At 59.7% G+C, this 26994-nt stretch carries 25 protein-coding genes and 1 riboswitch; of the genes, 10 read left to right on the top strand and 15 right to left on the bottom strand.

The annotated features are described in order from the left end of the window. Positions 1–16: 16 nt before the first annotated feature. Complete coding sequence (locus QP400_RS10505) at positions 17–1180, bottom strand: molybdopterin dinucleotide binding domain-containing protein (RefSeq protein ID WP_004806785.1); 1164 nt, start codon at positions 1178–1180, stop codon at positions 17–19. Between the two features lie 33 nt (positions 1181–1213). Beyond that, positions 1214–2467 carry a molybdopterin-dependent oxidoreductase gene (locus QP400_RS07725; RefSeq protein WP_004806782.1) on the bottom strand — a complete coding sequence of 418 codons (1254 nt, stop codon included), beginning with the start codon at positions 2465–2467 and terminating at the stop codon, positions 1214–1216. A 246-nt stretch (positions 2468–2713) separates the two neighbouring features. Between QP400_RS07725 and QP400_RS07720 the strand changes: the two genes are divergently transcribed. Continuing rightward, the gene (locus QP400_RS07720; RefSeq protein WP_004806780.1) at positions 2714–3391 is read left to right on the top strand and encodes a TetR/AcrR family transcriptional regulator; all 678 of its coding nucleotides are present in this window, start codon (positions 2714–2716) and stop codon (positions 3389–3391) included. A 344-nt stretch (positions 3392–3735) separates the two neighbouring features. Here QP400_RS07720 and QP400_RS07715 read toward each other — a convergent pair whose 3' ends face one another. From QP400_RS07715 to QP400_RS07695, 5 genes are all read right to left on the bottom strand, one after another. Next, positions 3736–3993 (bottom strand): DUF6457 domain-containing protein, encoded by a 258-nt coding sequence (locus QP400_RS07715; RefSeq protein WP_004806778.1) that lies wholly within the window; start codon positions 3991–3993, stop codon positions 3736–3738. 74 nt (positions 3994–4067) lie between these two features. Continuing rightward, positions 4068–4871 carry a twin-arginine translocase subunit TatC gene (gene tatC, locus QP400_RS07710; protein WP_004806776.1) on the bottom strand — a complete coding sequence of 268 codons (804 nt, stop codon included), beginning with the start codon at positions 4869–4871 and terminating at the stop codon, positions 4068–4070. Between the two features lie 33 nt (positions 4872–4904). Next, entirely contained in the window at positions 4905–5342 is a 438-nt protein-coding gene (tatA, locus tag QP400_RS10500; RefSeq protein ID WP_004806774.1) for a twin-arginine translocase TatA/TatE family subunit, read from the bottom strand. Further along, on the bottom strand, positions 5342–5725 hold the full coding sequence (locus tag QP400_RS07700) for a twin-arginine translocase TatA/TatE family subunit (protein ID WP_004806772.1): 384 nt from the start codon (positions 5723–5725) through the stop codon (positions 5342–5344). The genes tatA and QP400_RS07700 overlap by 1 nt, the downstream gene beginning before the upstream one ends. Before the next feature lie 70 nt (positions 5726–5795). Next, the gene (locus tag QP400_RS07695; protein WP_004806771.1) at positions 5796–8336 is read right to left on the bottom strand and encodes a DMSO/selenate family reductase complex A subunit; all 2541 of its coding nucleotides are present in this window, start codon (positions 8334–8336) and stop codon (positions 5796–5798) included. A 274-nt stretch (positions 8337–8610) separates the two neighbouring features. Between QP400_RS07695 and gluQRS the strand changes: the two genes are divergently transcribed. Continuing rightward, a complete protein-coding gene (gene gluQRS / locus QP400_RS07690; RefSeq protein ID WP_081499182.1) occupies positions 8611–9558 on the top strand; it encodes a tRNA glutamyl-Q(34) synthetase GluQRS in 948 nt (315 codons plus the stop codon). Positions 9559–9600: 42 nt separating this feature from the next. Here gluQRS and QP400_RS07685 read toward each other — a convergent pair whose 3' ends face one another. Then, positions 9601–10452 carry a Sir2 family NAD-dependent protein deacetylase gene (locus QP400_RS07685; RefSeq protein ID WP_004806763.1) on the bottom strand — a complete coding sequence of 284 codons (852 nt, stop codon included), beginning with the start codon at positions 10450–10452 and terminating at the stop codon, positions 9601–9603. 180 nt (positions 10453–10632) lie between these two features. On the opposite strand from QP400_RS07685, the gene QP400_RS07680 reads away from it, so the two are divergent. Next, entirely contained in the window at positions 10633–12090 is a 1458-nt protein-coding gene (locus tag QP400_RS07680) for a uracil-xanthine permease family protein (protein ID WP_004806762.1), read from the top strand. A 197-nt stretch (positions 12091–12287) separates the two neighbouring features. Here QP400_RS07680 and QP400_RS07675 read toward each other — a convergent pair whose 3' ends face one another. Beyond that, positions 12288–12890 (bottom strand): LytR C-terminal domain-containing protein, encoded by a 603-nt coding sequence (locus QP400_RS07675; RefSeq protein ID WP_004806760.1) that lies wholly within the window; start codon positions 12888–12890, stop codon positions 12288–12290. A 126-nt stretch (positions 12891–13016) separates the two neighbouring features. Next, a riboswitch (TPP riboswitch) is annotated at positions 13017–13118 on the top strand. A 28-nt stretch (positions 13119–13146) separates the two neighbouring features. Here QP400_RS07675 and QP400_RS07670 point away from each other — a divergent pair. The 4 genes from QP400_RS07670 (at position 13147) to QP400_RS07655 (ending at position 17178) form a co-directional block, all read left to right on the top strand. Next, complete coding sequence (locus QP400_RS07670; RefSeq protein ID WP_004806758.1) at positions 13147–14223, top strand: thiamine ABC transporter substrate-binding protein; 1077 nt, start codon at positions 13147–13149, stop codon at positions 14221–14223. Between the two features lie 25 nt (positions 14224–14248). Further along, on the top strand, positions 14249–15901 hold the full coding sequence (locus QP400_RS07665; protein ID WP_004806756.1) for an ABC transporter permease: 1653 nt from the start codon (positions 14249–14251) through the stop codon (positions 15899–15901). Positions 15902–15907: 6 nt separating this feature from the next. Further along, positions 15908–16894 (top strand): ABC transporter ATP-binding protein, encoded by a 987-nt coding sequence (locus QP400_RS07660; protein WP_004806754.1) that lies wholly within the window; start codon positions 15908–15910, stop codon positions 16892–16894. Positions 16895–16977: 83 nt separating this feature from the next. Beyond that, complete coding sequence (locus tag QP400_RS07655) at positions 16978–17178, top strand: hypothetical protein (protein WP_004806752.1); 201 nt, start codon at positions 16978–16980, stop codon at positions 17176–17178. Between the two features lie 55 nt (positions 17179–17233). Here QP400_RS07655 and QP400_RS07650 read toward each other — a convergent pair whose 3' ends face one another. Next, positions 17234–17968 (bottom strand): aminotransferase class IV, encoded by a 735-nt coding sequence (locus QP400_RS07650; protein WP_004806750.1) that lies wholly within the window; start codon positions 17966–17968, stop codon positions 17234–17236. A 69-nt stretch (positions 17969–18037) separates the two neighbouring features. Between QP400_RS07650 and pabB the strand changes: the two genes are divergently transcribed. Further along, the gene (gene pabB, locus QP400_RS07645) at positions 18038–19870 is read left to right on the top strand and encodes an aminodeoxychorismate synthase component I (RefSeq protein WP_285462621.1); all 1833 of its coding nucleotides are present in this window, start codon (positions 18038–18040) and stop codon (positions 19868–19870) included. An 83-nt stretch (positions 19871–19953) separates the two neighbouring features. On the opposite strand, the gene QP400_RS07640 is transcribed toward pabB, so the two are convergent. Genes QP400_RS07640 through QP400_RS07620 form a run of 5 tightly spaced genes read right to left on the bottom strand, consistent with a single transcriptional unit; the run spans position 19954 to position 24804 of the window. Continuing rightward, positions 19954–20718, bottom strand: coding sequence for an ABC transporter ATP-binding protein (locus QP400_RS07640; protein WP_004806747.1), 765 nt, complete (start codon positions 20716–20718; stop codon positions 19954–19956). After that, positions 20715–21530 carry an ABC transporter ATP-binding protein gene (locus QP400_RS07635; protein ID WP_285462619.1) on the bottom strand — a complete coding sequence of 272 codons (816 nt, stop codon included), beginning with the start codon at positions 21528–21530 and terminating at the stop codon, positions 20715–20717. The genes QP400_RS07640 and QP400_RS07635 overlap by 4 nt, the downstream gene beginning before the upstream one ends. Then, the gene (locus QP400_RS07630) at positions 21530–22333 is read right to left on the bottom strand and encodes an ABC transporter permease (protein WP_004806743.1); all 804 of its coding nucleotides are present in this window, start codon (positions 22331–22333) and stop codon (positions 21530–21532) included. Before QP400_RS07630 ends, QP400_RS07635 begins: the two co-directional genes overlap by 1 nt. Further along, on the bottom strand, positions 22330–23295 hold the full coding sequence (locus QP400_RS07625; RefSeq protein WP_004806741.1) for an ABC transporter permease: 966 nt from the start codon (positions 23293–23295) through the stop codon (positions 22330–22332). The genes QP400_RS07630 and QP400_RS07625 overlap by 4 nt, the downstream gene beginning before the upstream one ends. Further along, positions 23296–24804, bottom strand: a complete 1509-nt coding sequence (locus QP400_RS07620) for an ABC transporter substrate-binding protein (RefSeq protein WP_004806739.1) — start codon at positions 24802–24804, stop codon at positions 23296–23298. Positions 24805–25619: 815 nt separating this feature from the next. On the opposite strand from QP400_RS07620, the gene QP400_RS07615 reads away from it, so the two are divergent. Further along, a complete protein-coding gene (locus QP400_RS07615) occupies positions 25620–26183 on the top strand; it encodes a hypothetical protein (RefSeq protein ID WP_004806737.1) in 564 nt (187 codons plus the stop codon). After that, the gene (locus tag QP400_RS07610; RefSeq protein ID WP_004806734.1) at positions 26161–26745 is read left to right on the top strand and encodes a hypothetical protein; all 585 of its coding nucleotides are present in this window, start codon (positions 26161–26163) and stop codon (positions 26743–26745) included. The genes QP400_RS07615 and QP400_RS07610 overlap by 23 nt, the downstream gene beginning before the upstream one ends. Positions 26746–26994: the final 249 nt, after the last annotated feature.

Here is a 26994-nt window from a genome sequence, read left to right as displayed (position 1 = left end):
GTAGCGGGATGTGTTATTACGCCTTCTTCACCTGAGCCAGGTTTGTGTGTTGCCCGTTGCCCTTCGACAGAGGAGTGGTGTGCAGTGAGGTGAGCACGTTCATCGCGCCGCCGTGGTCAACGCCGTCCTTATCCCACTCGACCCAAGCGCCCTGCGGTACTGACACGACGCCGGGGGCGATACGCGGAGATACGAAGGCTTGCGTCTGGATCTTGCCGCGGTCGTTGAAAATGAGCACCTGGTCGCCATTTTGGATGCCTCGTTCCTTCGCGTCGGCGGTGTTGATCCACGCCTTTTGCGGGTGTGCCTCGCGGTTCTTGGACAGGTTTCCGTAGGTGGAGTGAGTCCTGGACTTGTAGTGATGTCCAATAACCTGCAACGGGTACTTCTTGTTGGTGCGCGCCTCTTCGACGCCCTCGCGCGTTGGAACGTATGCGGGAATGGGCGTGATCTCGTCCCCCGGCAGCGGGTTCGGGAACTGCCAGGTCTTTGCCAGTTCTGCCAGCTGGGAGGAATATAGCTCAATCTTTCCCGAGGGCGTATCCAGCGGGTTCGCCTTGGGATCTTCGCGGAATTCCTTCAGCGGCACCACGTGCTCCTTGGAGGGGTAGCGGTATACACGCATCTTGCGCAGCTCGTCGAAGGTGGGGAATTCCGGGTTGTCCTTGCGCGTGACATCCTGAATTTCGCGTGCCCAATCTTCGGTGGTCTTCTTGCCCTGCGAGAATTTGTCGCCGATGCCCATGCGACGGGCGATTTCGGCAGTCACGTCAATAGCGGAGCGGCATTCGTATAGCGGTTCGATTGCTTTTTCTGCCATGATTTCGTAGGCCAGTTCGCCAGTGTATTCGCTGGGGATCAAGTCCCATCTTTCCGAGGTCGTAGTGTCAGGCAGAACCAGGTCGCACAGCTTCATGGAGGCGGTCATCTGGTTGTCCATGCCCAGGATGAATTCGCACTTAGAATCGTCATCTAGAATCTTGCGGGTGCGGTTTATGTCGCCGTGCTGCGAAGACAGCATGTTGGAACCGTAAATCACCATGAACTTGATGCCCACGTCCAGCTTGTCCTTGCCGCGCACCCCATCCTTCAGGGCGGTCATTTCCGGCCCGTGGTCGATGGCGTCGGTCCACTTGTAGCAGCTGATGGTGGTTTCAACCGGGTTTTCCCCGTCGTCCATCCACACGGACTTGGGCCAGTAGTAGCCGTCGCGTCAGCCGGTGCCGCCGCCGGGAATACCCACGTTGCCGGTAACGCATGCCAGCAGGTAGATCGAGTTGGCCTGGTTTTCGCCGTTTGCGTGCCGCTGCGGGCCCCACCCCTGATTGATATTTACGGGGCCGGAAGTGGCGACCTCGCGCGCAAACTTGCGGATGGTGTCTGCGGGGATACCGGTAATCGGGGCTGCCCATTCGGGGGTCTTTTCCACCCCGTCCTTGCCTTTTCCTTCCACGTAGGAACGGTAGGAGGCATTCTTGGGGGCACCCTTAGGCATGTGTGCCTCGTCGAAGCCGATGCAGTACTTGTCAAGGAAGGCCTGGTCGTGCAGGTTTTCTTTCAGCATTACGTGGACCATGGCGGCCACTAGCGCTGCGTCGGTGCCGGGACGGATCGGGATCCACTGGTCGGCAATGGTCGAGGCCGTATCCGAATACCGCGGGTCCACCACAATGATCTTCACGCCCGCCTTATGTGCCTGCGTGGCGGTGAAGGCGATGCCACCACCGGACATGCGAGTCTCCAGGGGGTTGTTGCCCCAGAACACGATCAGCTTGGAATTGTCGATGGAATCTTCCAACGAGTTCGAGATCTGTTCGTCCGCCGCCCCATAGACGTACTTGGTGCACTGGGAAATCTGCAGGTAGGAGTAGTTGCCGTAATAGCCCAGGTGTCCGCCTAGCAGATTGAAGAGGCGGTGCCAGCCGCCGGAGTAGGCCACGTGCGCGTTCCATACGCCCGACCCATAGTTTTTGTATACCGATTCGGGGCCGTACTTGTCGTATGTGTAGCGCAGCTGTTTGGTAATAATATCGAAGGCTTCATCCCAGCTGATTGCCTTGAATTTGCCGTCCGAGCGTTTCCTTCCGACACGCTTTAGCGGGGTCTTGATGCGGTCGGGGTTGTAGATGCGTTCACGCATGTTTCGCCCTCGAACGCAGGCAAGAATGTTGCGGTTCTTGATGGTGTTGTCCCCGGTGTTGTCCGGCAGTACGCGCACAACCGTGCCGTCTTTGACCTGTAAGCGCAGCGGGCAGCGGGAGCCACAGTTGACTACGCATGCGGAGGAAACTGTGCGGTCAACATCGGTGCGCCCGGTGCCGTTGGCTACCAGGTTGCCCTTGCCAGGGTGGGAGTACTTCACGTCTTCTTTGGCGCATGCCACCAGCCCGGCGCTTGCTCCCGCGACGGCCGACCATTTTAGGAAGGAACGACGAGTTGGGCCTGAAGCCGATTTCAAATCTTTCACCGCTACCTCTTTGCTTTAATGACAAGTGTCTATTAGTGCTCGGGCTAATTGTTGCAGAGCCTCCCACGAACGTGGGTTTTAGGCTGTAAAGAGGCGGCGACTTTCGCAGCGCTCACCTTTCCTTAATGGGCGAGGGCGGTCGACTACCTGCACGGTGCGCCCGGGCCCAGGAGGGGCGCCAATAGTTGGTATAAACTGACGGGTACTTTGTGTTGGCAAAATTTGCGCATCGGTGAAGGAGGTCGCGTGAGCGCTCCCCAGAGTGTCGGCGTGCGTCGCAGCCCCCAAGACGATCCGCGGTATAAGAGGGTGCGGGCCGCCCTCGTTAGTGCCCTGGTTGAGTTAGCTAAGGAACGCAACGTAGACGACATTTCTGTTTCTGAACTAACGGGGCGAGCCGGGGTTGCAAGACAAACGTTCTATAAGCATGCCCCCAGTCCAGCCCATTTTCTGGCGGACTATCTGACGGGCCAACTGGAACCGCACTTTTCTGCCCTGGCCAAACTACTAGGCGATGGCGCAGCAGATACCCGAGAGCGCCTGACCAGCATATATGTGGCTATCATGGAAGTGATCGCTCGTGATCCGGAAATTTACAGCCAAGTGTTTGTGAAGAATACGTCCTCGTCAGTGCGGGCCCTATTTGCCACGCGACTAGAGGAAGTGTTCCGCACCTACGTTGCCGATTTCGCTGCGCGCCTGGAATGGCAGGCTACTGACTTGTGGGTGGAAATGGCCGTGTCGCAACAGTTGCACAACATGATCGCCATCATTACTGCGTGGCTGCGTACCGGAATGAGTGCGAGCGCCCGCGAGGTTGTTGCTACCTACCTGACGCTTGCCCCGCCATGGCAGCTGGTGCACCTAAATGAATCCGGCAAAGCCCCGATGCCAAGACGCGGCTTTATCGAGGGCGATAAATAACGCGGGCGGTAAGCTAAGGATTTGCTGGAAACGCGGGGGCCTGGCAAGACCTGGCGCGGTGGCTACTGAGGTGGTGGCCGGCAAAATGGTCGATTCTAGCCTTAGCTGCAAAGCGCATTGAATGGTCCGAAGCACATTGAGCCCTCCAAAACACATCGGATGGTCGAGGGCTCATCGAAATTTGCACTGCTTGGTGTGCTTTCGACGAGGACGTGTGCTTTCGCCGAGGGCGTGTGCTTTCGCCGAGGGCGTGCGCTTCAAGTAGGCAGCAAAAGTGGGCCGAAAGCACAGTCGCTTCGGCCAGCTTGCCTACTAACACCTACCGGCTGCGCACCTGCCAGCAGTTAAGCCGGCCAGTTTTGGGCTAATTCGCCAATTTCGCGGGCAGCCTTTGCCGGATCGATGTCGGCTTTGCCTGCTGCGTATCCGATTAGGAAGGCGGTCAGCGGTCCGCCAGGACGGGATGGGCCGTGGGCAACCTTGCCCACCATGTTCAGTAGTTCTTCCTGAGCCTCCGGTAGGGGATTGTCCTGCAACTGCAAGTGTTTTGCGACGTCTTGTAGCCATTCGGCCATCTGGGGGCTCTTTGCTGGGTCTGCCATGATGTCTCCTTCGATAAGTCCATACCATTATGCACACACTAATCCGCAGCGGCTTTCTACCGGGGAAGGGCAAACTAGTCGACGCGTTTGCGGGGGATTTGCCGCCGTGAGTTTTGCACCGGCTCGCCCTCGGCTGCCTTGGCCCCCGCCTTTGGGCGGAGCCGCCACCCGTAGGCAAGGTAGCGTTCGCGTATCCACGAGATCAGTATCGCAAACAGGTATAGTGCCACCAGCACGAGCGCCTGTACGGTCATGGGCCACGGGCTCGGCAGCGGGTTCGCGATCGCCGCAAACACGAAACAGACGAGCACCACCCACCGCCATGCCCTCAGCATGGTGCGCGCGGATAGTACACCCATGAAGTTAGCTAGTACCAGGACCTCGGGCAGCAGGTAGGACAGCCCAAATAGGATTACTAGGCGCATGTAGAAGCTGATGTAGCTAGAGGCCTGTAGTAGGGAGACGCCTCCTACCGGTACAAATGACTGTAAGATGCGCACGGCCTTCGGGGCTACCCAAACGCCGGTGATTGCTCCTGCTACGAAGAGGGCGACGCCTACCAGTCCGAAGATGGCGACATACAGTTTTTCTTTTCGGCGTAGGCCGGGGGCGATGAACGCGCCGATCTGAAATATCCACCACGGGCAAGAAAGCAGTGCGCCTAGCCAAATGGATACTTGCAATTTCAGGTCGAAAGCTGCTCCGATGGTCTGAAAGTTGATCTGTGTGCCCGTCGTGCGCAGCTCCCTCAGCGGATCCGTCATAAATGCCATGACCGGGTCGTAAAGGAACCAGCCTGCTACTGCGCCGAGTAGAATCCCCCCGAGGGCGAAGATAAGGCGCCTGCGCAGTTCGGCTAGGTGGGCCGCAATGGGCATGCGTCCCTGCGGGTTGTTTCGCTTCATGACCTACTAGTTAGCTGGGTTCTGAGGCTGGGCCGGGCCTTGCCCTTCCTGAAACTGCTGCGGCGGAACCGGCTGCTGCTGGAGCGGAATCTGCGGGTTCTGCTGCGGCTGGTATTGCTGCGGCTGTGCGGGCTGCTGGTACTGCTGCACCGGCGGGGTTGCCTGCATCGGCTGAGTCGGTTGTACCGGGGGCACTTGCGTTGCCGGCTGGCCAGGCTGCGTCGCTGGCTGCTGGTACTGCTGCACCGGCTGGCTTTGCTGACTCGGCTGCGCCTGTACCTGCGCCTGCTGGGAGGGTGCCGCGTCGTCCTCGGAAAGTTCGCGCATTTCCTTCTTCAGGACCTTGGCGGACTGGCCTAACGACCGGGCAATATCCGGCAGCTTCGAGGCGCCGAACAGCACTAGCAGAATAACTACGATGACAATTATGTGGCTGGGTCTCACTATTTACCTCCATCGGGGGCTGACTGTTCCCCAGAAACTGGGGGATTGCTGCCAGCGGCGGTGCCAGCATCGCTGGCGGGGCTTGAACTGCGCGCCTGCTTCATCCATTCGTTCAGTTCCTCCTGGACGGCCTCGCGCACCATTTGCTTCGGACTGTACTTCGAAAGGTCGAAGTCTCGTAGCATTTGCAGGTTTTTTATGTCTTGTTCGGTAAGGCCGGCAGAATCGGATAGCGTTTCGGCTCGCAGTCGCGCCGACCAGTTGCGGAAAGCTGCTAGCAGTGTACGCAGCCCGTGTAGCGCTTGCGCCACAGATTTAGGGCCTAACAGCAGAGCTGCCAAGACAAGGATGATCAGAAATTCTGCTCCGTCTATCCCAAACATGGCGCCTCCTTACCGAAATAGTCTACCTGTATCCTGAATCCTGCCAGCTGCCGGATTACCGGCTGCGATCTTACGCCTTGACGGCCTGCGCCAAGATCGTGTGCACGCCCATCCCTTTGGCTATGGGAGTGGGGTGCAGTGAGGACAGGGTGTTGACCGATCCGGCCACGTCTACCGGTTTGTCCGGGTTGGCACCTGCCGGGGGCTTCACTTCCGAGGCCGGACGGGGATCGTACCAGGCTCCTTGCGGCACTGACATGGTTCCGGGGGCGATGCGCGCGGTCACTTTGGCGGGTAGGCGGATGGTGCCGCGGTCGTTGTAGACGAACACCAGATCCCCGTTTTCTATCCCGCGTTCTTTGGCGTCTGCCGGGTTCATCCACACGGTTTGGATGTGCGCTTCTTTTAGCCATGCCACGTTGCCGTATGAAGAGTGCGTGCGTGCCTTAAAGTGATGGCCGATAACCTGCAGCGGATATTTTTTGTTGGTGGCGGCGTCCTCGGCCCCTTCCCAGGTGTTGACATGTTCGGGGAGAGGCGTAATAACGTCGCCGGACAGCTTGGGACGGAATTTGCCGAAGGTCCACTTTTGTGCCAGGTTTTCCAGGCGCTGCGAATAGATTTCGATCTTTCCCGAGGGCGTCGCCAGCGGATTTGCGTCCGGATCTTTGCGGAAGTCCTCCATGGATACGGTAGCGCCCATGTTCTTGCGGAAGATGCCCATCTTCTTCCATTCTTCGTAAGTGGGTAGATCTGGGTCTTCGGCTCTGCCGGTTTCCACGGTTTCTTTGAGCCACTGTTCGCGGGTTTTTCCGCCCGTGAATGCTTCTTTGATGCCTAGCTTGGCTGATAGTTCGGTGCAAATGTCGAAGATGGATTTGCATTCGTATAGCGGTTCTATGGCCTGTTCGGAAACGATCCCGTAGGCCATGGGGGTAGCGTTTTCGCCGGGGTGGTAGTCCGACTCTTCTGCAGTGGAAGTGCCTGGCAGTAGATAGTCCGAATACCGTGCCGTCACGGTTTGCATAATGTCGCAGGTGACGATTAGTTCGCATTTTGATTCGTCGCGCAGGATGTCTACGGAATGGTTGTTGTCGCCGGTCTGGTTTACCAGCGAGTTTGACCCGTAGTTGAAGATGGCCTTGATCGGGGTGGTAAGGCGAGTGTTGGTGGGGTTGCCGTCCTCGTCGACGGGGACCTTGAGGGCGCGCACGCCCAACTCGGGTTTTTGGCCCACCCCCGAGTTGAAGGTGTCCATCTGTGGGCCGTGCTCTATGGCGTCCAACCAGCTAAACACTGAGATGATCTTCATGGAGGGGTTCTTTATGTCCTCGTAGAAGGTCTTGGTTACGGGCAGTGCTACTCCGCCCTCGCGCGCGCCTGGCCCGCCCCCAGCGATGCCGACGTTGCCGGTTACGCAAGCTAGTAGGAAGATCGCCCGCGCAATGTTTTCGCCGTTGGCGTGCCGCTGCGGGCCCCACCCCTGGGTGATGGCGCAGGGTTTCGCCCCCGCGATGGTGCGGGCTAGCTGGCGGATTCGCGAGGCCGGAACCCCCGTGATCGCGGCGGCCCACTGTGGGGTCTTTTCCACCCCATCCTTGCCTTTGCCTTCCAGGTAGGAGCGGTAGGAGGCGTTCTTGGGGGCACCTTTTGGCATGTGTGCCTCGTCGAAGCCGACGCAGTATTTGTCCAGGAAGGCCTGGTCGTGCAGGTTTTCTTGCAGCATCACGTAAATCATGCCGGCTACTAGCGCCGCGTCGGTGCCGGGGCGCAGTGGCACCCATTCGTCGCCGAGCGCCACCGAGGTTTCCGAATAGCGCGGGTCAATAATGATGGTCTTCACGCCGCTCTTGCGCTTAGTGGCCTGCGTGATGAAGGTTTGCCCGCCGCCGGACATGCGGGTTTCTAGCGGGTTGTTGCCGAACATGACCTGTAGCTGCGCATTTGCAGCGTCGTCAAAGCTGTTGGCCGCCTGCCATTCGCCGTAAAAGTACGGGTAAGCCTGGGTGATGTTCGTGGTCGAATAGTCAGAGTAGTGGTCTAGGTAGCCACCGAAGGCGTTTAGCATGCGCGCCACGGGAGTCTGCTCTGGCGGCCACGAGCAAGCCATAGTAGAACCGAGTACGCCCGTGCCGTACTGGATGTAGAAGCACTCATTGCCCCAGTCGGATTTCAGCTGTTTCATCTTGTCCGCGATTTCGGTGAGGGCCTGATCCCAGCTGATGGGAACCCACTGGCCGTCGCCACGCTTCGTGCCGGGTTTGCGCTTCATGGGGCGCTTCAACCGTTGCGGGTTGTAGATTCGCTGGCGCATTGAACGCCCACGCGGGCAGGCCCGCACCTGCTGGTTGCCCAGTTCGTCGCTGCCGGTGTTGTCTGGCAGGACGCGGATGACTCGTCCGTCTTTTACTTGTAGGCGCAGCGGGCAGCGGGAACCGCAGTTGACTGTGCAGGCACTCCACACGGTGCGGTCGGCACTGGTGTTGCCCGTGCCATTCGGAACCAACTTTTTGGGAGCGGCAGTGGGTTTGTCAGAGCAGGCCACGAGCGCCCCTGCACTTGCCCCTAATGCGGACCACTTCAAAAATTGTCTCCTGGAGGGGTTGGCCATGACTGCTCCTTTCAGTTTCTGCCTAGTGGAAGTAGAGCTTAGGCGACAAGTGACGCATAAATGTGGGACCTTGCCCGTCCAGATCAGTCAAGCCGCCTGGCAAGGCCGTTTTAGAAGCCGTTTCAAAAGGTGAGGGCGGCGTCTTGGATCCCCAAGGACCACCGAATTAGGCAACTCCTGCCTTCCCAATCCCTGGCTGAATGGCAGGCTCTAGCCTACCTCGCAGCCCCTGGCCCGCCGCCAACCGGCTGCCTCAGCCCGCTATAGTCGAAACGTGAATAAGAAATCTGCAGGCAGGTATGCGCCCTCGCCCTCGGGGGATCTACATGTGGGCAACCTGCGCACGGCACTGCTGGCATGGGTGGGCGCTCGCGGCACGGGGCGGCGCTTTGTAATGCGCGTGGAGGACATTGACGCGGCCCGCTCTTCGCACGCCTCCGGGGAGCGCCAGCTTGAAGACCTGGCTGCCCTAGGGCTGGACTGGGATGAACTGTATTGGCAAAGTGAGGCTCCCACCCGCCACCAGCAGGCATTAGAGCGGTTGCTTGCAGGTGGGCACGTATTTGAATGCTACTGTTCGCGCCGCGAGATCCGGGAGGCGGCGTCAGCGCCCCACGTGCCGCCGGGATTCTACCCAGGGACTTGTCTGCACCTTACCGAGGGCGAACGGCAGACCGCGCGGGAACGGTTGGCCGCGGCGGGGCGCGCCCCTGCGCTGCGACTGCGTGGGGGAGAAACTTGGCGAGTGCACGACCTGTATGCCGGGGACGTGGAAGGCACAGTCGATCACCTGGTGTTGCGCCGCGGCGATGGGCAGCTGGCCTATAACCTGGTGTGCGTTGTGGACGACGGCGACGAGGGCGTAGACCAGGTTGTCCGCGGGGCCGATCTGCTTTCCGCCGCACCTGCCCAGGCCTACCTGGCGCACCTGCTCGGTTTGCCGAAGGTGGTCGAATATGCGCACGTGCCCCTGGTGCTGGGGCCATCTGGGGCGCGGCTAGCCAAACGCGACGGGGCAGTCACCTTGCGACAGCTGCGCGAAGGGGGCATGTCCGTCGGGGACGTGGTGGGGATGATTGCAGCCTCTTTGGGGTTCGAGGGCGTAGATTCAGCCTCCGGGCTGCTAGAAGAAATGGCAGCTAGCCCGGGCAAGCACCCGCTTGCCGGGATCGGCGAGCGGGAGTGGACATTTCACCCGCACCAGTGTTCGCAGGCAGATTGAAGGCCTGCATAGGCCGGCGTTGTGACTATTACCGGGGGGTGGCTAGTTTGCGCCTAGCAGCCGCTCAGCTAGGCCGGTCAGCGCTTCGGAAGCGCCGCCCTCAATTCGCACGTCCGCGAAGGGGTCACCCTGGCAACGGCCGCGATTGACAATGGCAACCTTCGCCCCGTGCATCGCGCCTTCGCGCAACACCATCATCCCGGTCATCACCATCAGCGAAGAACCCACAGTGAGCATCACGTCCGCTGTGGCCGCTGCGGCGAAAGAATTTTCCATGGCATCCATGGGCAGCTGTTCGCCGAAGAAAATGACGTCCGGCTTTAGCAGCCCACCGCAAATAGTGCAGGGGGCCAACACAAAATCTTTGGCGTCGGCCTCGGCGGCGGTGCGGTCGGCCTCGGCAAGAATGGCCACGTGCTGCGGATCCAAATCGGGTTTCAGATCCGGGTTGAGGCGCCGCAATTCCTTATCTACGACCTCGCGCGAAAAGTACTGACCGCACTTTAGGCAGCGGACACGATTGAAAGAGCCATGCAGCTCATAAAGGTTTTGGATCCCGGCCCGCGCGTCTAACCCGTCGACGTTCTGGGTGGCGACTGCGCTCACCAGGCCCGCCTTTTCTAGTTGTGCCAACGCCTGATGGCCGGGGGTGGGCGAGAGAGTTTCCATGGTGCGCCAGGTCTGCTGGTTGCGCATCCACACCCACCGCTGCCACACCGGGTCTGATACGAAATCATCAAACTCTACCGACGGGCGATCCCCCGAACCGGTACCGCGGTAGTCCGGAATGCCCGCGTCCGTCGACAGGCCAGCCCCCGCAATCACAACCGTTTTCCTACCCCGCATGAGCGAGGCAAGTTCGTCTAACTGTGCTTCCATATTACTTTGCGCCATGGCTTCACCTTATCGCCGCCGCCCAATTCGAGGAGGAAGACCTCCTTCCTCCTCCACCTTCGCCGCCGTGTTAGACCGCGCACGTGAACGGCAAATAGCTTCCATCTGAACGGGCAAAACAGTTAGGCTGGTGTCCCGGTCGGTGCATTAACTGGCACCTTATTGATCGGAGATCCCCAAATGCCTATTCTTGGTCACTGGCGCCTTCACGGCGACGGTAAAACTATTGCTCCCGGCGAAGTGGTTATGCCGCAGGAGCGCCTATCCTGGCCCCGCACTGCTGGCATCGGCGCCCAGCACGTGGTGGCAATGTTCGGAGCCACTTTCCTGGTGCCGCTACTGACCGGATTCCCGCCCTCGACAACCCTGTTCTTCACGGGCATGGGCACAATCTTGTTCATCCTTATTACTTCTGGGCGGCTCCCATCCTACCTGGGTTCTTCATTTGCGCTGATTGCCCCAATTGGGGCAGTGACCGGATACGTTTCTGGCGGCGGCGCCCCCATCGATGCCTCCAAGATGGCCCTGGCTCAAGGCGGCGTAATTAGTGCGGGTCTGGCCCTGTTCGTGGTGGGTGTGATCGTGCACTTTGCTGGGGCACACTGGGTTGACCGTGTGATGCCCCCGATCGTCACCGGCGCGATCGTGGCCTTGATCGGCTTCAACCTGGCCCCTGCCGCCTGGAACAACGTCAAACAGGCGCCCGTGACCGCGCTGGTCACCATCGTCTCTATCCTGGCAATCACCGTCCTGTTCAAAGGCATCATTGGCCGCCTGTCCATCCTGTTCGGTGTACTGATCGGCTACGCGTGCGCGGTGATCCGCCACGAAGTGAACTTCGAAGCGATCGATTCGGCAGCCTGGATCGGTCTGCCCACCTTCCACGCGCCGGCCTTCGACCCGTCCCTGCTGGGCCTGTTCGTGCCCGTAGTACTAGTGTTGATCGCCGAGAACGTCGGCCACGTCAAGTCCGTGTCCGCAATGACCGGCCAGCAGCTCGACGATGTGACCGGGCGGGCGCTAATGGCCGACGGGTTCTCGACCATGCTTGCCGGCTCTGGCGGTGGCTCCGGCACCACCACTTACGCGGAGAACATTGGCGTTATGGCTGCCACCCGCGTCTACTCGACCGCAGCCTACATTATTGCCGCCGTCGTCGCCCTCGCCCTGTCCTTGCTGCCTAAGTTCGGCGAAATCATTGCGACTATCCCGCCGGGAGTGCTGGGGGGCGCCTCTACCGTCCTGTACGGCATGATCGGCATGCTGGGCGTGCGCATTTGGGTACAGAACAAGGTTGATTTTGCTGACCCCGTAAACCTGAACACCGCAGCTGTGTCCATGGTTGTGGCCATCGCCAACTACACCTGGCACTGGGGCGACATGGTGTTCGAAGGCATCGCGCTCGGTTCTGCCGCCGCGATCCTGATCTACCACATCATGCGGTGGATCTCGAAGGTGCGCGGGACCAACCTGGAGCAGGCTTCGCCCGCCTCCGCACCCGCAGGCGTGGAACTAGATTCGCCCTCTTACGCTAAGCGGCACCGGGCGGCACAGCTTCACGCCGAGGCCGAAAAGCTAGAGCATGAGGCCGAGGAAATCGAAGCCGACCGTGGCGTCGAGCCTCCTATAGTGAAGTAGGTGGCGGTCCTGCCAGCATAGGGCGGGGCCAGACACCAAAATAGACTACCGCCAGCATCCGGCAGCCTCTGGGAAGGCGGATGCTGGCGGCAAAAGTTTAAGCAGTACCGGCATGGCCTATAGCCGTGCCAGGTTGGTAGGCAAGCTCGCAGAAGTTAGTTCCATAGATTGCGCGGGGCGCCGGAGCAAATGTGCCGCTACTCGACTGATTTTTGGCCAATTGGTAGGCAGGTGCGCGGCGACTTGAGGCCTTCCTTTTTCAGGATCTGCTCAACGTGTTTTGTGTCCTCGAGCTTGGCAAATTCGTTGCCTAGCGTCAGCTCTAGGCCGGAGGAGGCAGTCCCGTCCAACACTACCGAGGAGCCGGGCACGGCCACGGCCAACGTGTATGCCGCCGCGACACCGCTGGTGCCCGTACGAATACGGGCAGCGCCGGTGAACTCGCCGGTGGGCGCGTTGCCAGTTTCACCAATCTTGTAGCCGCGCCCCTTCAAATTGCCGGCCACCTCGGTTGCCAGACCGGCCTTATCCGTACCATTTAGTACGACCACCGTGGAGTCCTTCGGATCGGTCGGCTTAGACCCTTCGGGCACGCAGGGCACCTGGCTGATGCGGGCTACGGGTTTCTTTTCCGAGAACGTGTTACCGAATGGCAGGGGAATGATGCCTAACGCCATCAGCATGCCCACTAGTAGCGCTATAACCATTAGGGCAGCGCTAATGGTGAAGACGACGGTTTCGCGTTGTTGCCGTTTGCGCCTGTACAGTTGGCGCCCGGTTAGTCCTTCGGAAGTGCTCACCTTCCTGAGTTTAGTTGATGATCGCCAATTTAGGCATTCCCGGTGTTCACTAGTCCTTTTCCGGCGGCGGGGCGGTAGAGGGCGGGGTCCTCGCCTGGGCAAGGTGCCCTCTAGGTGGGCTATGATTGTCCCCGACAGGGGAGCTGTTTGGCTGAGAGTGCGGATGGTCCGCAGACCCTCGAACCTGATCCGGGTAATGCTGGCGTAGGTGGTCGAGCTCTGCCACGTATGTGGTCCCCTCCGAACGGAGGATTTTATGAATAAAGAGTTTTCTGCGGTGGCAGTGCTGGCGCTGTCAACGATCGTGATTTCCGGCTGTGGCGCCGGCAACGGCACCGACAAGGCGGCCTCTGACAAGTCGGGTTCTGATCAGAAGGCCGACAAGACGGTCACTCTGATTGCTTACGATTCGTTCCCCACTAAGGACATTCAGCCCGCGTTTGAAAAGAAGACTGGCTACAAGCTGAAGGTCGTCGATGGCGGCGATGGTGCCGAGCTCACCAACAAACTGGTCATGTCCAAGGGCGCCCCGGTGGCGGATGTCGCCCTCGGCATGGATAACAACGTGGCACTTACGGCAGCTGATAAGGGCGTGTTTGAAAAGGCGGATGTGAAGCTGCCCGAGGGCGTAGACCAGTACCAGGTGAAGGGCCAGGAGGCGTTGGTGCCCTTCGATCGGTCGCAGTACTGCCTGAACTATGACGAAAAGTGGTTTAAGGACAAGGGCAAGCAGGCGCCGACCTCGTTTGAAGACCTGACTAAGCCAGAATACAAGAACCTGGTGGTGGTAGAGGATCCGCGCAAGTCCACTCCGGGCATGGGGCTGCTGACGGCTACCATTGCTGACCAGGGCGAGAATGCTTTCGCTGACTACTGGAAGAAACTGAAGGATAACGGCGTGGAAGTAACCGGCGGCTGGACTGATGCATTCGCCAAGTTCTCTACCTCTGACGGCGGCACCAAGCCGGTGATGGCCGGTTATGCTTCTTCCCCCGCATACCCGACTGGTAAAGACGAGGCCGGAAAGGATGTCTTCAACATGAAGAATATGGATTCGACCTGCTACGCCGCCGTTGAATACATGTCAGCTCTGAAGGGCGCCAAGAATACCGAGGGTGCCAAGGTCCTCATGGACTACCTGCTGTCTAAAGACGCGCAGGAACTCGTCTCGAAGGTCAACTACATGTACCCGGTGAACTCCCAAGCGCAGCTACCCAAGGATCTAGCCGAGCACGGTGCCGAGGTCAAAGACGCGCTGAACATCGATCCAAAGAAGGTTGCGGACAATCGCACTGCGTGGCTGAAGACATGGGCCGACGCAATGGGGATGTAAACAGGATTAGACGAAGGGTTTTCCCTTGACGAAATTGCGGTGGGCGGCACGCTACTTGGCTCTGGCCTTGGGCGTGGCCGCCCCGCTCGCTTTTATGGCGATCTTCTTCCTGTGGCCTGTCCTAACCATGGTTTCGATGGGGCTTTTCGGCGAGGGCGGCGGCTCAGGTTTCGCGGAAGCGCTTGGGCGGCGGCGCGTGTGGGACGTGGTCGCTATGACCGTTGGCATGGCTGCGGGCGGAACCGTTGGTTCGGTGCTGTTGGGCTTGCCCGGAGCCTACGTCTTGTACAAGCTGAAGATCCCGTTCCGCGGTGCCTTGCGTGCGTTCGTGTCGATCCCCTTCGTGCTCCCGGTGATGGCGGTAGCCGTTGGTTTTGGAGCCCTCTTCGGCCCCGGCGGGCCATTGGCATCCTGGCACCTGATGGGCACGAAAACCCTGGTGGTAGCCGCAATGGTGTTCTTTAACTATTCGCTGGTAGTGCGCATCGTGGGGCCCATGTGGGCGGGGTTAGATCCGCGTGCGGAAGAGGCTGCCGTCTCCCTGGGCGCCTCGCCTGCGCGCGTATTTTTCACCGTCGTGCTGCCCCGCCTGGTGCCCGCCATCGCGTCAGCCGCCTCAATGGTGTTCCTTTTCTGTGCCTCCGCCTACGCCCTGGTGCAGGTGTTGGGCGGGCCGGGTGCTACCACGCTCGAGGCCGAAATCTACAACGAAACAGTTGCCTACATGGACTATCAGGCCGCCGCCGTCCTCTCGATATTGCAACTGGTAATAGTGGTTGCCGCCCTCGCCTTATCTGAAATTTTGCGAGGGCGGGTCGAACGCGGCCAGAAGATGACGCGGACGGCGGCCCGTCGCCCTCGCAAGGGGGACCTTCCCGCTCTGGTTGTAACGGGCCTGACTATCGTATTTTTGCTGGCCGCGCCCATGGTGGGGTTGCTGACCAGGTCGCTGCGCCGAGGCGGGGCGTGGACCCTGCAAAACTACACCGACATGGCCAATGCGGACGCGTCGGCCGCCATCCAAACCTCCGTGCTTTCCTCCCTGGGCACTTCCTTCGCCACGGCGCTGGTGGCGGCGGTGCTGGCGCTCGCGGTGGGGGTGTCGCTGTCAGTAATTCTGTCGCGCAGGCCCCGCAAGAGGGCGGCGAAGGGGGCATTGAAGGCGTTGGACATCCTGTTTATGCTGCCGCTCGGGGTGTCTGCGGTTACTGTCGGTTTCGGCTTCCTTGTAACCATGTCCGGCCCGCCCCTAAATTTGGCTACGTCGTGGTGGCTGGTGCCTATCGCCCAGTCCATCGTGGCGATTCCCATGGTAGCGCGCACGGTCTTGCCCACGATGAGGGCGATCGACCCCCGCCAGCGCGAGGCCGCCGCGTCCCTGGGGGCTTCCCCCGAACGCGTACTGGCCACCATCGATGGGCCCTACCTGTGGCGTACGGGCGTGGTGGCAGCCGGGTTCGCGCTGGCGATTTCGATGGGCGAGTTCGGGGCAACCTCGTTCTTGGCACGCCCGCAGACGGCCACGCTGCCCGTGACGATTTATTCACTGGCGTCCCGCCCTGGGGCCACCGAGCAGGGCATGGCCATGGCTGCTTCCGTGCTGCTGGCGGTAGTGACGGCAACTTTGATGGTAATTGTTGAACGGCTACGCCCAAACGATGCGACCCCAATGATGTGAGGAAAAATGCTGCAAGTAAAAGACCTGACCGTAAAGTATGGCAGCACCGTGGCCGTCGATTCGGTGTCTATGGCCGTTGCCGAGGGCGAAATTGTTGCTCTGCTGGGCCCGTCCGGTTCGGGCAAATCCTCGCTGCTGCGCGCGGTACTGGGGTTGGAGCCGGTGGCCGGGGGAAAGATTTCCTGGGACGGGCACGATCTGTCCGGGGTACCCACCTATCAGCGCGGTTTTGGGCTGATGTTCCAAGATGGGCAGCTGTTTGCGCATAGGGACGTGGCCGGCAATATTGCTTACGGTTTGAAGGGCTCTGGGGCGCAAAAACAGGAGCGGGTACGCGAATTGTTGGACCTGGTTGGCCTGAAAGACTACGCTTCGCGTCAGGTCAGTGAGCTCTCGGGTGGGGAAGCCCAGCGGGTGGCGCTTGCCCGTTCTCTTGCCCCCCGCCCTAAGCTGCTGGGTCTGGACGAGCCGCTGTCGGCCCTCGATCGCAAATTGCGCGAAGGCTTGGCGGTGCAGCTGCGGCAGATTTTGACCGCGGAGGGCACGGCGGGCATCTATGTCACCCACGACCAGGATGAGGCGTTTACGGTTGCCGACAAGATCGGGGTACTGATTGCGGGCGGGCTGGCGGCGTTTGGTACGCCGGCGCAGGTGTGGACGCAGCCGGGAACGCGATCGGTCGCAGAATTTTTGGGCTACGGGCCGTTTGTCAGCCCCGAGTTGGCGGCCAAGTTGGGAGCCCGGGTGCCGCGGGGGGCGGCACTCATCGGGTTGGCTCCGGGGGCGCTAAGGGTGTGCTTTGAGGGCGAGGGCGTGCACCTGCCCGTCGATTCTGTACACGTGCGCCGCGGCAGCGTGAACGTGCAGGTGATCCTCCCGGATGGCCAGTTGGCCGGGGCGAGCGCGCCTTTGACTCACGAGGCGGAGGCTATTAGCGAGGGCGAACAAGTTGGCATCCGGGTCGACCAGACCCGCCTAGCGGCCATAGAGTAGTATCTGCCAAGCTGGTTCAGGCCAGGTCCAAGACATACTGCGAAGCCGACCCTTTGGGTTGGAACGATTACAGGGAGTGTTGCATGCAAGTGAAAGCGGCAAAAACACTCGGCTACGGATTGTTTGCGCTAATTTCTACGGTCGGGGTGTTTTATATAGTGTCCTATCTTTTTCCTACTGAAACTGGGCTGCGCGCTGGCATCGTCGTCGCATGGATCATCTGCCTCGTAGGGATCCCCTTTGTGGCTAGGCAAGCTTCGAAGAAATCCCAAGGGCGGCAATAAGTTTCAGTACCGCCGAAACGTGCCGTGCGCCCTTGCCGGGAGCGCCCCGGATTGGCTAAACGGCCTGACTTAGTTGGGTTACGTCCTCGGTGGGAATTGCTTGATAGGCTTTCGCAATCTTATTAGCCCAAGCCAAGCCTTCCAGACTGCAGCGTAGGCGCGGACCAATTGTGGTGATGGGGCGAACCCCGCTAGTTGCGTTAGTGGCAATCGCCCCCACAAAATTGCCGATCTCGCCCACGCGTACAGGCCGGCTCTCGCAGGCCCACACGCCCTCGAGCTGTTTCCAGGTTGTGCCTGCCAGCACGGGCCCTTCCGGCCACACCAAACGCCCGTCGGCCCGAATGAAGCCGACGTTGAACATGGTGCCTTCCAATACCAGGTCGTCTTTATCGAGCCCCGTGCAACAGATGGCATCGTCGGCTGCGACTGCACGACGGGCATGCCACTGCGGGGCCAACCCGAAGTGTTTCACGTGGGACAGGTTGCGCTGCAGCGGAAACAGCTCGCAGCTGATCGGCCCAGTCGAGGGCGCACTGCGGGTGGTGATCAGGTGCTCGGTTTCGAACATGCTCACGCGGGCAACGAAGCTACCGGTCTGCGCGGCTAGTTTTTCCAGTTCGGCTGCGACGGACGCCAAATCCAGGTCGGTGCCAAAGAGAGTGCGGTGGTCGCGCTGCAACCTCTTAGCGTGCAGCTGGGGCCCGCGCACTTTGCCGCCCTCGATGAGCATCGTGGTGAAGTGCCCGTCTCCCTTGAGCGCCTGGGTAATGGCGACGTCAGCTTCCATTGGGCTGCACCCTTTCCCGGAAGAATCCTGGTTACTTACTTGAGCAGACTGATTTTATAATCTTTGCCCGTGGGCGTCTTGTTGATTGATAATCATGATTCTTTTACGTACAACCTGGCACACCTTGTTTTTGCTGCCTGCGGGCAGATGCCGCAGGTGGTTATTGCCGAGGACGTAACCGATACCCACCTGGCGGCCGCCGACCGCATTATTGTTTCCGCGGGGCCGGGGCGACCTGCAGAATACCCTTGGTTTCCGGGCATTTTCTTGGATCCTCCCGCCCCCACATTGGGAATTTGTTTGGGCTTTCAGGGCCTGTGTGAGGCCTACGGAGCGAAACTGGGCACCGCCCGCTACCCGCGCCACGGCGAGGTAACCGGTGGGCGGATGCGCTATCACTCTTTGGAAATAACGGACCTGCCGGCTTGCCTGACCGCCACGGAATGGGACGAGGACGGTACGTTGCTGGGCGTGGCACACAAGTCTTTGCCACTGTGGGGCGTGCAATATCACCCCGAATCGGTAGGTTCTACCGGTGGGGTAGAGCTCATGCGAAACTTCCTTAGCGCGTCTGCGCAACAAGTTGGGGCCGGCCTACAGGGCGAAGCGCAAACCGGCCATGCGCCAGCCGGGCCTGCCTCTTACCCCGGATCGCCCGCCACGTCGGACTCGCCGCACCCGCCCGCTACACCTGGCCCGCCCTCGTCGGCGCCGGTGAAGGTGTGGTACGAAAAGATTGACACCGATTTGCTGCCCGAAGCATTGTTTGCCGCCAACTTCCTTGGTCAAAGCCACGCGGCCTGGCTCGATTCTTCTGACGGTTCCGGCTGGCACTATTTGTGCTCGGGTACGCCCGTGCCTTCCCTAGAACGGGCGCCTCTGCCCGAGGCGGATACGACCGGTGTGCCGTGCGCTTTCGCCCTCGGAATGGTGGGCTACCTAACCTACGAGGGGGAAGCCCACTTCATAAGCGTAGACAAATGCCTTGCGATCAGCCCGAATGGTGAGGTGTGGGCGCTGGGGTATGAGCCGTGGCAAGTGAATACTGCCGCCAGCCCGGTCAGCGCGTTGGCCCTGCCGGATACGCCGCGCACGTTCCGTTTTAGTCGCGAACAGTACCTGGCCAAGATCGCCCAGGCGCAAGAGGAAATTGCCAAAGGGAATGCATACGAGCTGTGCCTTACCAACTCAATTAGTTTCCCCGCCCTCGGTGACCCGTACCGTTACTACTTGCATTTGCGTTCAAAGTATCCAGCGCCTTTTGCCAGCTTCTTGCGCTTCGGCGGGCGCGCGGTGCTTTCGACCTCGCCGGAACGCTTCCTCTCCCTTAGCTCGAGTGGCGTTCTGGAAGCAAAACCTATCAAAGGGACGCGCCCGCGCGGGCACACCCCGGCCGAGGACGAAGCCCTGCGCGATGACTTGGCCACTTCCGTCAAAGATAGGGCCGAGAACCTGATGATCTGCGACCTGCTGCGAAACGACCTGGGCCGGGTGGCGGTGCCGGGCAGTGTCGAAGTGCCGGTGGTCTGCGGCATTGAGAGTTTCAGCTACGTGCACCAGATGGTGTCGACAATTAGGGCCCGCAAGAGAGGCGACGTGTCTGCCCTGGATTGTATTCGGGCGGCTTTCCCGGGAGGTTCCATGACCGGGGCGCCCAAGGAGCGTTCTATGCGGATCCTGGAGCGGCTAGAAGAAGGCCACCTTCGCGGGATTTATTCGGGGGCAATTGGCTACATTTCGCTCAGCGGGGCAATGGACCTGTCCATCACGATCCGCACGGCCCTCATCGAGGGCGGAAAGGCCAGCTACGGTTGCGGGGGTGCCATCACGCGGCTGTCGGATCCGCAAGAAGAATGGGAAGAAATTCTAACCAAGGCCCGGCCCATTCTGAGTGAAATATAGCTGATGGGACGCGCCTGCGCTGCATCAGGTCGCGCGTGTGCTTTTGGGGCCTGAGCTTTGCGCCAGCCAGTACACTTACACCCCTAGGCCGGCAGGCGGGGGATTGAAGCTAACAGCTGGCGGGTGTAGTCCTGGCTGGGCGCACCTAGCACCTGTTGGGTGGTGCCGGTCTCGACAAGTCTTCCGCCCTGTAGCACCAGAATGCGTTCACATGTTGAGGCAACGGTAGCCAGGTCGTGTGACACCAGCAGCAGGGCGGTGCCGCGGCTGCGCGTAATCTGTTCGACCATTTCCATTACGGAGGCACGTGTGGCCATGTCGAGGGCGCTCACCGGCTCGTCCGCTACCAGCACTTTTGGTTGGCTCACCAGGGCGCGGGCAATGGCGATGCGCTGGCGTTGGCCGCCCGAGAAGGTGCGCGGATATTCGTCGGCCCGGTCCGGATCAACGTCCACGAGTGCCAAAGCCTCCCGAACGCGCTCGCGGGCTGCCTGGCCGCTGGCCAGATGTAGTGCGCGTAGTGGCTCGGCTACTGTTTCGCCTACGCGCATGCGCGGATCTAGGGAAGAATACGGGTCTTGGAAGACTGCGGAAACTTGTCCGCGGAACTTCCGGCGTCCGCGGCGCCCGCGGCCGGGTATTTTCGTGCCTGCGAAGCTGACGCGGCCGGCTTTTGGGCGCAACAAGCCCAGCCCCAGACGGGCGACGGTGGATTTGCCGGAGCCAGATTCGCCCACTAGTGCTATGCGTTCGCCCTCGGCAAGGGAGAGGTTAAAGCCTGCGATACCGCGCTCTGATTTGGGGTAGGTGTAGGTGACGCTGTCGAATTGGAGTATGGTCTCGCTCATGGGCGGTCTCCTTGCTGTGCGGCGGCAAGGGCGTCTTCCAGGTTCCTTGCGGCCTGCACGATTGCGCGGGCGCGCGGGCTTACTCCGGCCCCGGCGAGCAGTGCTGGTACGGGTACGTCGTCGGTTACCCGGCCTTGGTTGAGCACCAGCGTGCGCCCCACGAGTTGGGTGACCACGGGCAGGTCGTGCGATATGAAAATGAGGGTGGTTTTTCGGGCGGCGGTAATTTCTTTTAGCAGTTGGAGGATTTGCTGTTGCACTGTTACGTCTAGGGCGGTGGTGGGTTCGTCCGCCAGCAGGATTTGGGGTTGGCACGCGAGGGCGAGGGCGATGGCGACGCGTTGGCGTTGGCCTCCAGAGAGCTCGTGCGGGTAGGCGTGGGCTATGCGATCTGCGTCTGCCAGGTGTACTTCGGTGAGGGCGGCACGGACGGCTTCACGCAGCTTTTTACCTTTTTCTACGCCTTGGTGGTGGCGGATTGGCCAGGATAGTTGGCGGCCGATGCGTTGAAGGGGGTCGAGGGCGGTGAGTGGGTCTTGGAAGATCATGGCGGCTAGGGCGCCGCGCACCTCGCCCATTTCTTTTTCGGTGGCGCCTACTATTTGCTTGCCGGCTACTTGGAGGGAGCCGCTCACGTTGGCGCGGGCGGGCAGCAGGCCCATGGCAGTGCGGGCGAACATAGTTTTTCCGGATCCGGAGGGGCCGATTAGCCCTAGGTGTTCGCCTGCCTGAACGGTAAACGTGAGCGAGTCCAAAAGGGTTTTCTTTCCTATGCGGACCGAAAGGTTTTGTGCGCTTAGGGTGGGGGCCATTATGCCTCCTCTAAGGTGGGGTCTATGGCGCGGAGCCCGTCAGATAGTAGGTTGGCGCCTATCACGAGGGCGAGAATCGCCACCCCCGGGATTATTGCGCCGAGCGGTTGCACGGTGAAGGTGGCTTGGGCATCTAGCAGGAGGCGCCCCCAGGAGGCGTTTGGTGGGGGTGTGCCGAGCCCGAGGTATGAGAGGCCGGCCTCTGCAAGTACTGCGGAGCCGAATAGTAGGGCCACGTTTACTACCAGGAATTGCCAGATGTTGGGGAGCACATGCCGGGCGATGATGCCGAGGGTGCCCACTCCGGCGGTGCGGGCTGCGGTGACGTATTGTTCGCGCAGCACGCGGGAGGCCAGTATGCGGGTTAGCCTTGCGATTACTGCCGAGGCCGAAATACCAATTGCGCAGGTTACGGTCACTAGTGAGGCCCCGCCTACGGCCACCATGAGCATTGCTAGCAGTAGGGTGGGGAAGGCAATTAGAACGTCGAGTGTGACTGAGGCGATGTCGTCTAGGTAGCCGTGGGCTAGGGCTGCGGCTAGGCCGAAGCTTACCCCGATGGCGGCGGCTATTATTGAGGCGCCAAGTCCCACTCCCAGGGCTATACGCGCTCCTAGTAGCATGCGGGTGAGTAGGTCGTGCCCGAGCCGGTCGGTACCTAGCAGGTGCTGGGTACCGGGCCCTTCGAGGCGCCCTCCGGAGGTATCGGAAACGGGGTAGGGCAGCCAGAAAAACGAGACGGCGGCGGCCAGCGCTATCAATGACAGTAGGGTGATTCCTACCCACAGGTTGGTTCGCTTCATTGGTATCCTCCGCTCAGGGAGTTGCGCAGGCGTGGGTCTATGAGTCGCTGTAGCACGTCGGCTGCGAAGCCTATCAGCAGTACTAATGCGGTAGATACCACTAGAACTCCCTGGATTGAGGGGAAGTCGTGCTGGGTGATGGCGAGCGTGAGCATCGAGCCGAGCCCGGGAAGGGCGAAGACTTGTTCTACTACTACGGCGCCTATGAACGTGGTGGCCAGTTCTATGCTGGCTACGGATATTACGGGTACGCAGGCGTTTCTGATCCCGTGGGTGAGCATTGCCTGGGTTTTGCTCTGTCCGAGGGCGCGCGCCTGGGCCAGGTAGTCGGCCTGCAGTACGTCTAGGGTTGCCGCTCGGGTGTAGCGGGTTAGGGAGGCGCAGGAAACGAACGCGATGGTGGCTGCTGGGAGGATGAGTGCGGTCCAGGCGAGGAGGGGACTGTTCCATCCTTCGGGTGGGAAGCCGGAGGCGGGGACCCATTTGAGGTGTACGCCGAAGACTAGGGCGCCCATCATTGCGATCCAGAACACGGGGATTGCGATCCCGATTTGCAGGAAGGCTGAAATGGCTGCGCCGATTGTGCCTTTCCGCCACCGGGCGGCTGCGTAGCCTAGGGGGATGGCGGCCGCCAGGGCGAAGGTGAAGGCAATGAGGGTGAGCGGCAGGGTGACGGTGAGCCGGGAGGAAATTTCGGAGGCCACGTCCCTCCCCGAGGTGAACGAGGTGCCTAGATCCCCGTGGGCTAGCCCGCCTACCCAGTTGGTGAATTGGGTTAGTACGGGCTGATCGGAGCCGACTTGTGCCCTCGCTGCCGCGATTTGGGCGGGGGTGGCGGTAGCTGACAGGAGTGCGTTGGCCGGATCGCCGGGCAGTAGGCGCAGCAGAACAAATATTAGGATTAGTCCTGCTGCGCCTGTGCCAACTAGCAATGCGCTGCGGCGAATTAGGTAGGAAAGCATTTAGGCTTTCTTAGAAATTGGCGCCAGGAAGAACTGCGAGTTCAGCCCGTTCACACCGTAGCCGGAAACGCCTGCCTTCGATACCACTACTTGCGGGTACAGGTACAGCCAGGCGCTAGCAGCGTCGGTGGCTATGATCCGGTTTGCCTTGCGCAGCAGTTCGGTTTGTTCCTTAACGTTCGCGGCCTTTTGTGACTTGGCTACTAGGTCAGTGACATGGGGGTTGTTGTAGCCCCAGTAGAAGTCGGGGTTGCCGTACCAGACTACGTCGCGGGTGTTGACGTGCTCTTGCAAGGTGGCGGTGAAGTTGTGGTCTTTGAACACCTTGGAGTACCACTCGTCGGCGCTTATCGAATTGATCTTTACTTCTACGCCTATCTTTGCCAGCTCGGATTTTACGAATTCGGCTACTAGCGGGTGCGGGTCGTAGGTGGGAGCGTCCAGGGTGAAGGACAGTCCTTCCTTACCAGCTTCCTTCAGTAGTTTCTGCGACCTGGCTGGGTCGTAGGGGTTTAGCGAGTTCAGATCTTCGTACCACGGGTCCGAGGGTGGAACCATGGATCCGATTACTTGGCCCTTGTCGTTCCAAATGGAGTGCAACAGTTTTTTGCGGTCTATTGCCGAGTAGATTGCCTGGCGCACGCGGGCATCGTCGAAGGGGGCCACACGGTCGTTGAAGGCCAGCAGTTCCTTGGTGGTGGAGTTACCAGAGGCGACCTTGTACTTGGCGTCCTTTTCTAGTTCCGGTAGTGCGTCTGGCGATTGTACGTTGGTTACCACGTCGACGTCTCCAGCTTTCAGCGCATTGGTGAGGGCGGTGGCGTCAGTGTAGTAGTGGAATACGGCCGCCGAGTTGGCGGGTTTTTCGCCCCAGTAGTCTTTGCGGGCTTTTAGTGACAGGGTGGAGCCTTTGGTCCATTTGTCCAGCGTGTAGGGGCCGGTTCCTTCGGTCTTTTTCTTTGTGTCTAGCCCTTCGGGAACGATCCACAGCCCGGACAGGTTGTATTGCAAAGATACGGACGGTTCGGACAGGGTGAGTTTTACCGCATCCTCGCCCTGGGCGGTGACGTCTTTGATTACGGAGAGCTCTTTTTTGCTGGCAGCTTGGGACTGTTCTGACAGAACAGTTTTGATGGAGGCTGCCACGTCTTTCGCGGAGAGGGCTTTGCCGGAGGAGAAGGTGACGCCTTTGCGCAGGGACAGGGTGTGGGTTAAACCGTCTGGGGAGGCCTCGTCTTTTGTGGCCAACCAGGGTTTTACTTTGCCGTTGTCTTCTAGGCGGAAGAGGGTTTCGTACACGTTTCCGGTTAGGGCCTCGGTTACGCCTTGGCCGCCACCGCCCGTGTTAGACAGGTTGGTGGGCTCGTATAGGGAGCCTACGTTGATGGTGGCCGCCTTGGAGTCTTTGCCTTTGGCTCCTTCTGCCGCGTTGGGTCCCGCGCAAGCGCACATGCACATCATGGCCATAGCTAGTGTTGCGGCTGTGGGGATGAGACGTGATCGCTTCATGCGGAACTCCTTTTCTTTGTGTTCGCAGTTTTAGTAGTACGAACGCTTTGTTCGTTGGGGAAAACGCTAGACCTTCGACCTAGTCATGTGCTGGTGGCTTTCGAGTGTTGAAACGTATTCCACTTGTGCCGCCGAGGGCGCCAAACTTGTAGTTTGGGGATTTTTGGCCCCTGCCACTCGTGTGTGGGCATTTTGGGCGGTAGGCCGTGTTTTAGATCCACGGATAGTTTCGGCTTTAAAAATAAGATTAACGTCAATTTAAGCGAGTGCAGAAAGTGTGAAATTGTGGGACCGATGGAAACCGTTGCCAAATTTGTGTGAGCTAGTTTCGGGGTGTGTGGCCGAGGCGATTGTGGCGTTCGAACGCAAAAAAGTTGGCCTCGAAGGCGCATGTAAGGGCGTTTTGTGCGGATTCGCCGGCGACTGCCCGCCTGGGGTGGCATTTTAGTGCAGGGATGAGAGCTAGTAACTGTTTATTTAATCCTATTTCTTAAAGATTGATTAAATATACTTAATAGTATTTAAATGAAGGGTATTTTCTGACACCGTGTTAAAAATGCGCCATGAATATTAAATGAAGGAAAGTGGCGATTGTTTTGGCACTATCAAGACAATTTGCGCGAGGAATGGGCTTTGTGGCCTTGCTTGCGCTTACGGTACCGTCTTCGCTGTCAGCGCTGGCAGCACCTTAAGGCGACAAGGTAGGGGACCTGATTCCGGCCCCGACCCAGCGTTGGGGCACCCCGGACGGCCAGAAGCCGCAGGTTACCACCACGCTCAAGTATGACGGAGGCGCTGTTCAGCCGGGGCAGAAAATGTATGTTAAGGCTGACATACGTTTTGACGTTCACCAGGGCAAGCATCCGGAGGTTTTCAGCCCGTATGTGCGAGTAGCTGTGCCGAAGATCTTCGACGTAAATATTGACGACGTGAAGGTCCCAGGCCCGGTAAAGACCAAGGTTGTGGATGCGGGTACGGATAAGGACGGCAATAAGCTGTTCGACATCTACTTCAACTACAACGAATGGGCTGGGGATTTCGATGCTGAGATGCCTAAGCTAGCCGAGGCTATTGGCGCTATTCCCGAGAGCGGCAACGTGCTCGGTGATGGCTCGGTTGCAAAGAGCGGGCAAACCTACACTGCGATTATTCCCGTGAAGGTTAAGCCGGACGTAACTGCTGCCCAGTTGCGGGATTTGCGTGAGGGCAAGTCTGGCGCGAAGCTAGCAATCCAGGGGCGCGCTTCTGTGAGTATCGAGGGCGAGACCGGCGACTTCAAGTCGAATATTGTCGATTTTGGGGATTTCCTGGAGGATAAGATTCTGCAAGGGGATCATTGGTTGGTCCGTTCCGATTTTGAAACCGGGTTTACCTCCTGAGGACGATTATGGGGTTTGGTTGCGCGGGCTGGCACTGTCCACCCGTGGCGTTGACTACCACGGCGAGGGTACGGTCGTTCGTTCGCTTTCTGGGCTGAAGCTGCGCCAATTGGTTCCTGCTAAGGGCTTGGATGCGAACCAGATTATTACTACTACGCCGCGTACTGGCGCCGAACCGATCGTGCTGAAGTCCAATATTGGTGCAAATGCCGACGTGCGGGAACAGAATAATCTGAAGGTCTACCACCACCCGAACAAGACCCGTGAGGCTCGCGAGTTGATGGGTATGGCTGACATTATTCGGGTTCGTCCTTCCGGGTCAGCTAGCGAACTGTACGGGTACACCTGGGATACCCCTGAGTACCACCCGGATTGGGGTAATGTTCCTAAGTATGGTAAAGAATCGCAGCCGGCTAGAACTTTTGTTGCGGCCGACTTTGATCTGAGCGAGAAGATTTTTGGTGAAACTGCACAGGGCAAGGGCGGCTTTCCAAGGAATTCGTTCACTTTAGTTCTTACGGATTCGATTAGTACAGATAATCTGTCCCGCAGCGCGGAATAGAAACCGAAACGCGAGCGGAACAACATGGGGTTGTGCGCTTGCCAAAATCAAAAGAAACTGGCAAAACTATGCGGTAAAAGCCAACTAATACAGCTGAGGCGGTTACGCAAGAAACTGCTTTTATATTAAAAGTTCTAATAAACTAGAGTCCAGTCTTGGCGCAGAACTGGGATATCGAACATTTGCTGACACGCAAAAGCGCGCTCGCGCGGTGTATAGCTGGGGTGGCTACGCCGCCTGTAGCTGGGA

This window comes from Winkia sp. UMB3158, from assembly GCF_030217145.1.
Lineage (GTDB): Bacteria > Actinomycetota > Actinomycetes > Actinomycetales > Actinomycetaceae > Winkia > Winkia anitrata.
The sequence above is the reverse complement of the archived record's forward strand: the minus strand, read 5'-3'. Positions and strand labels throughout refer to the sequence as shown.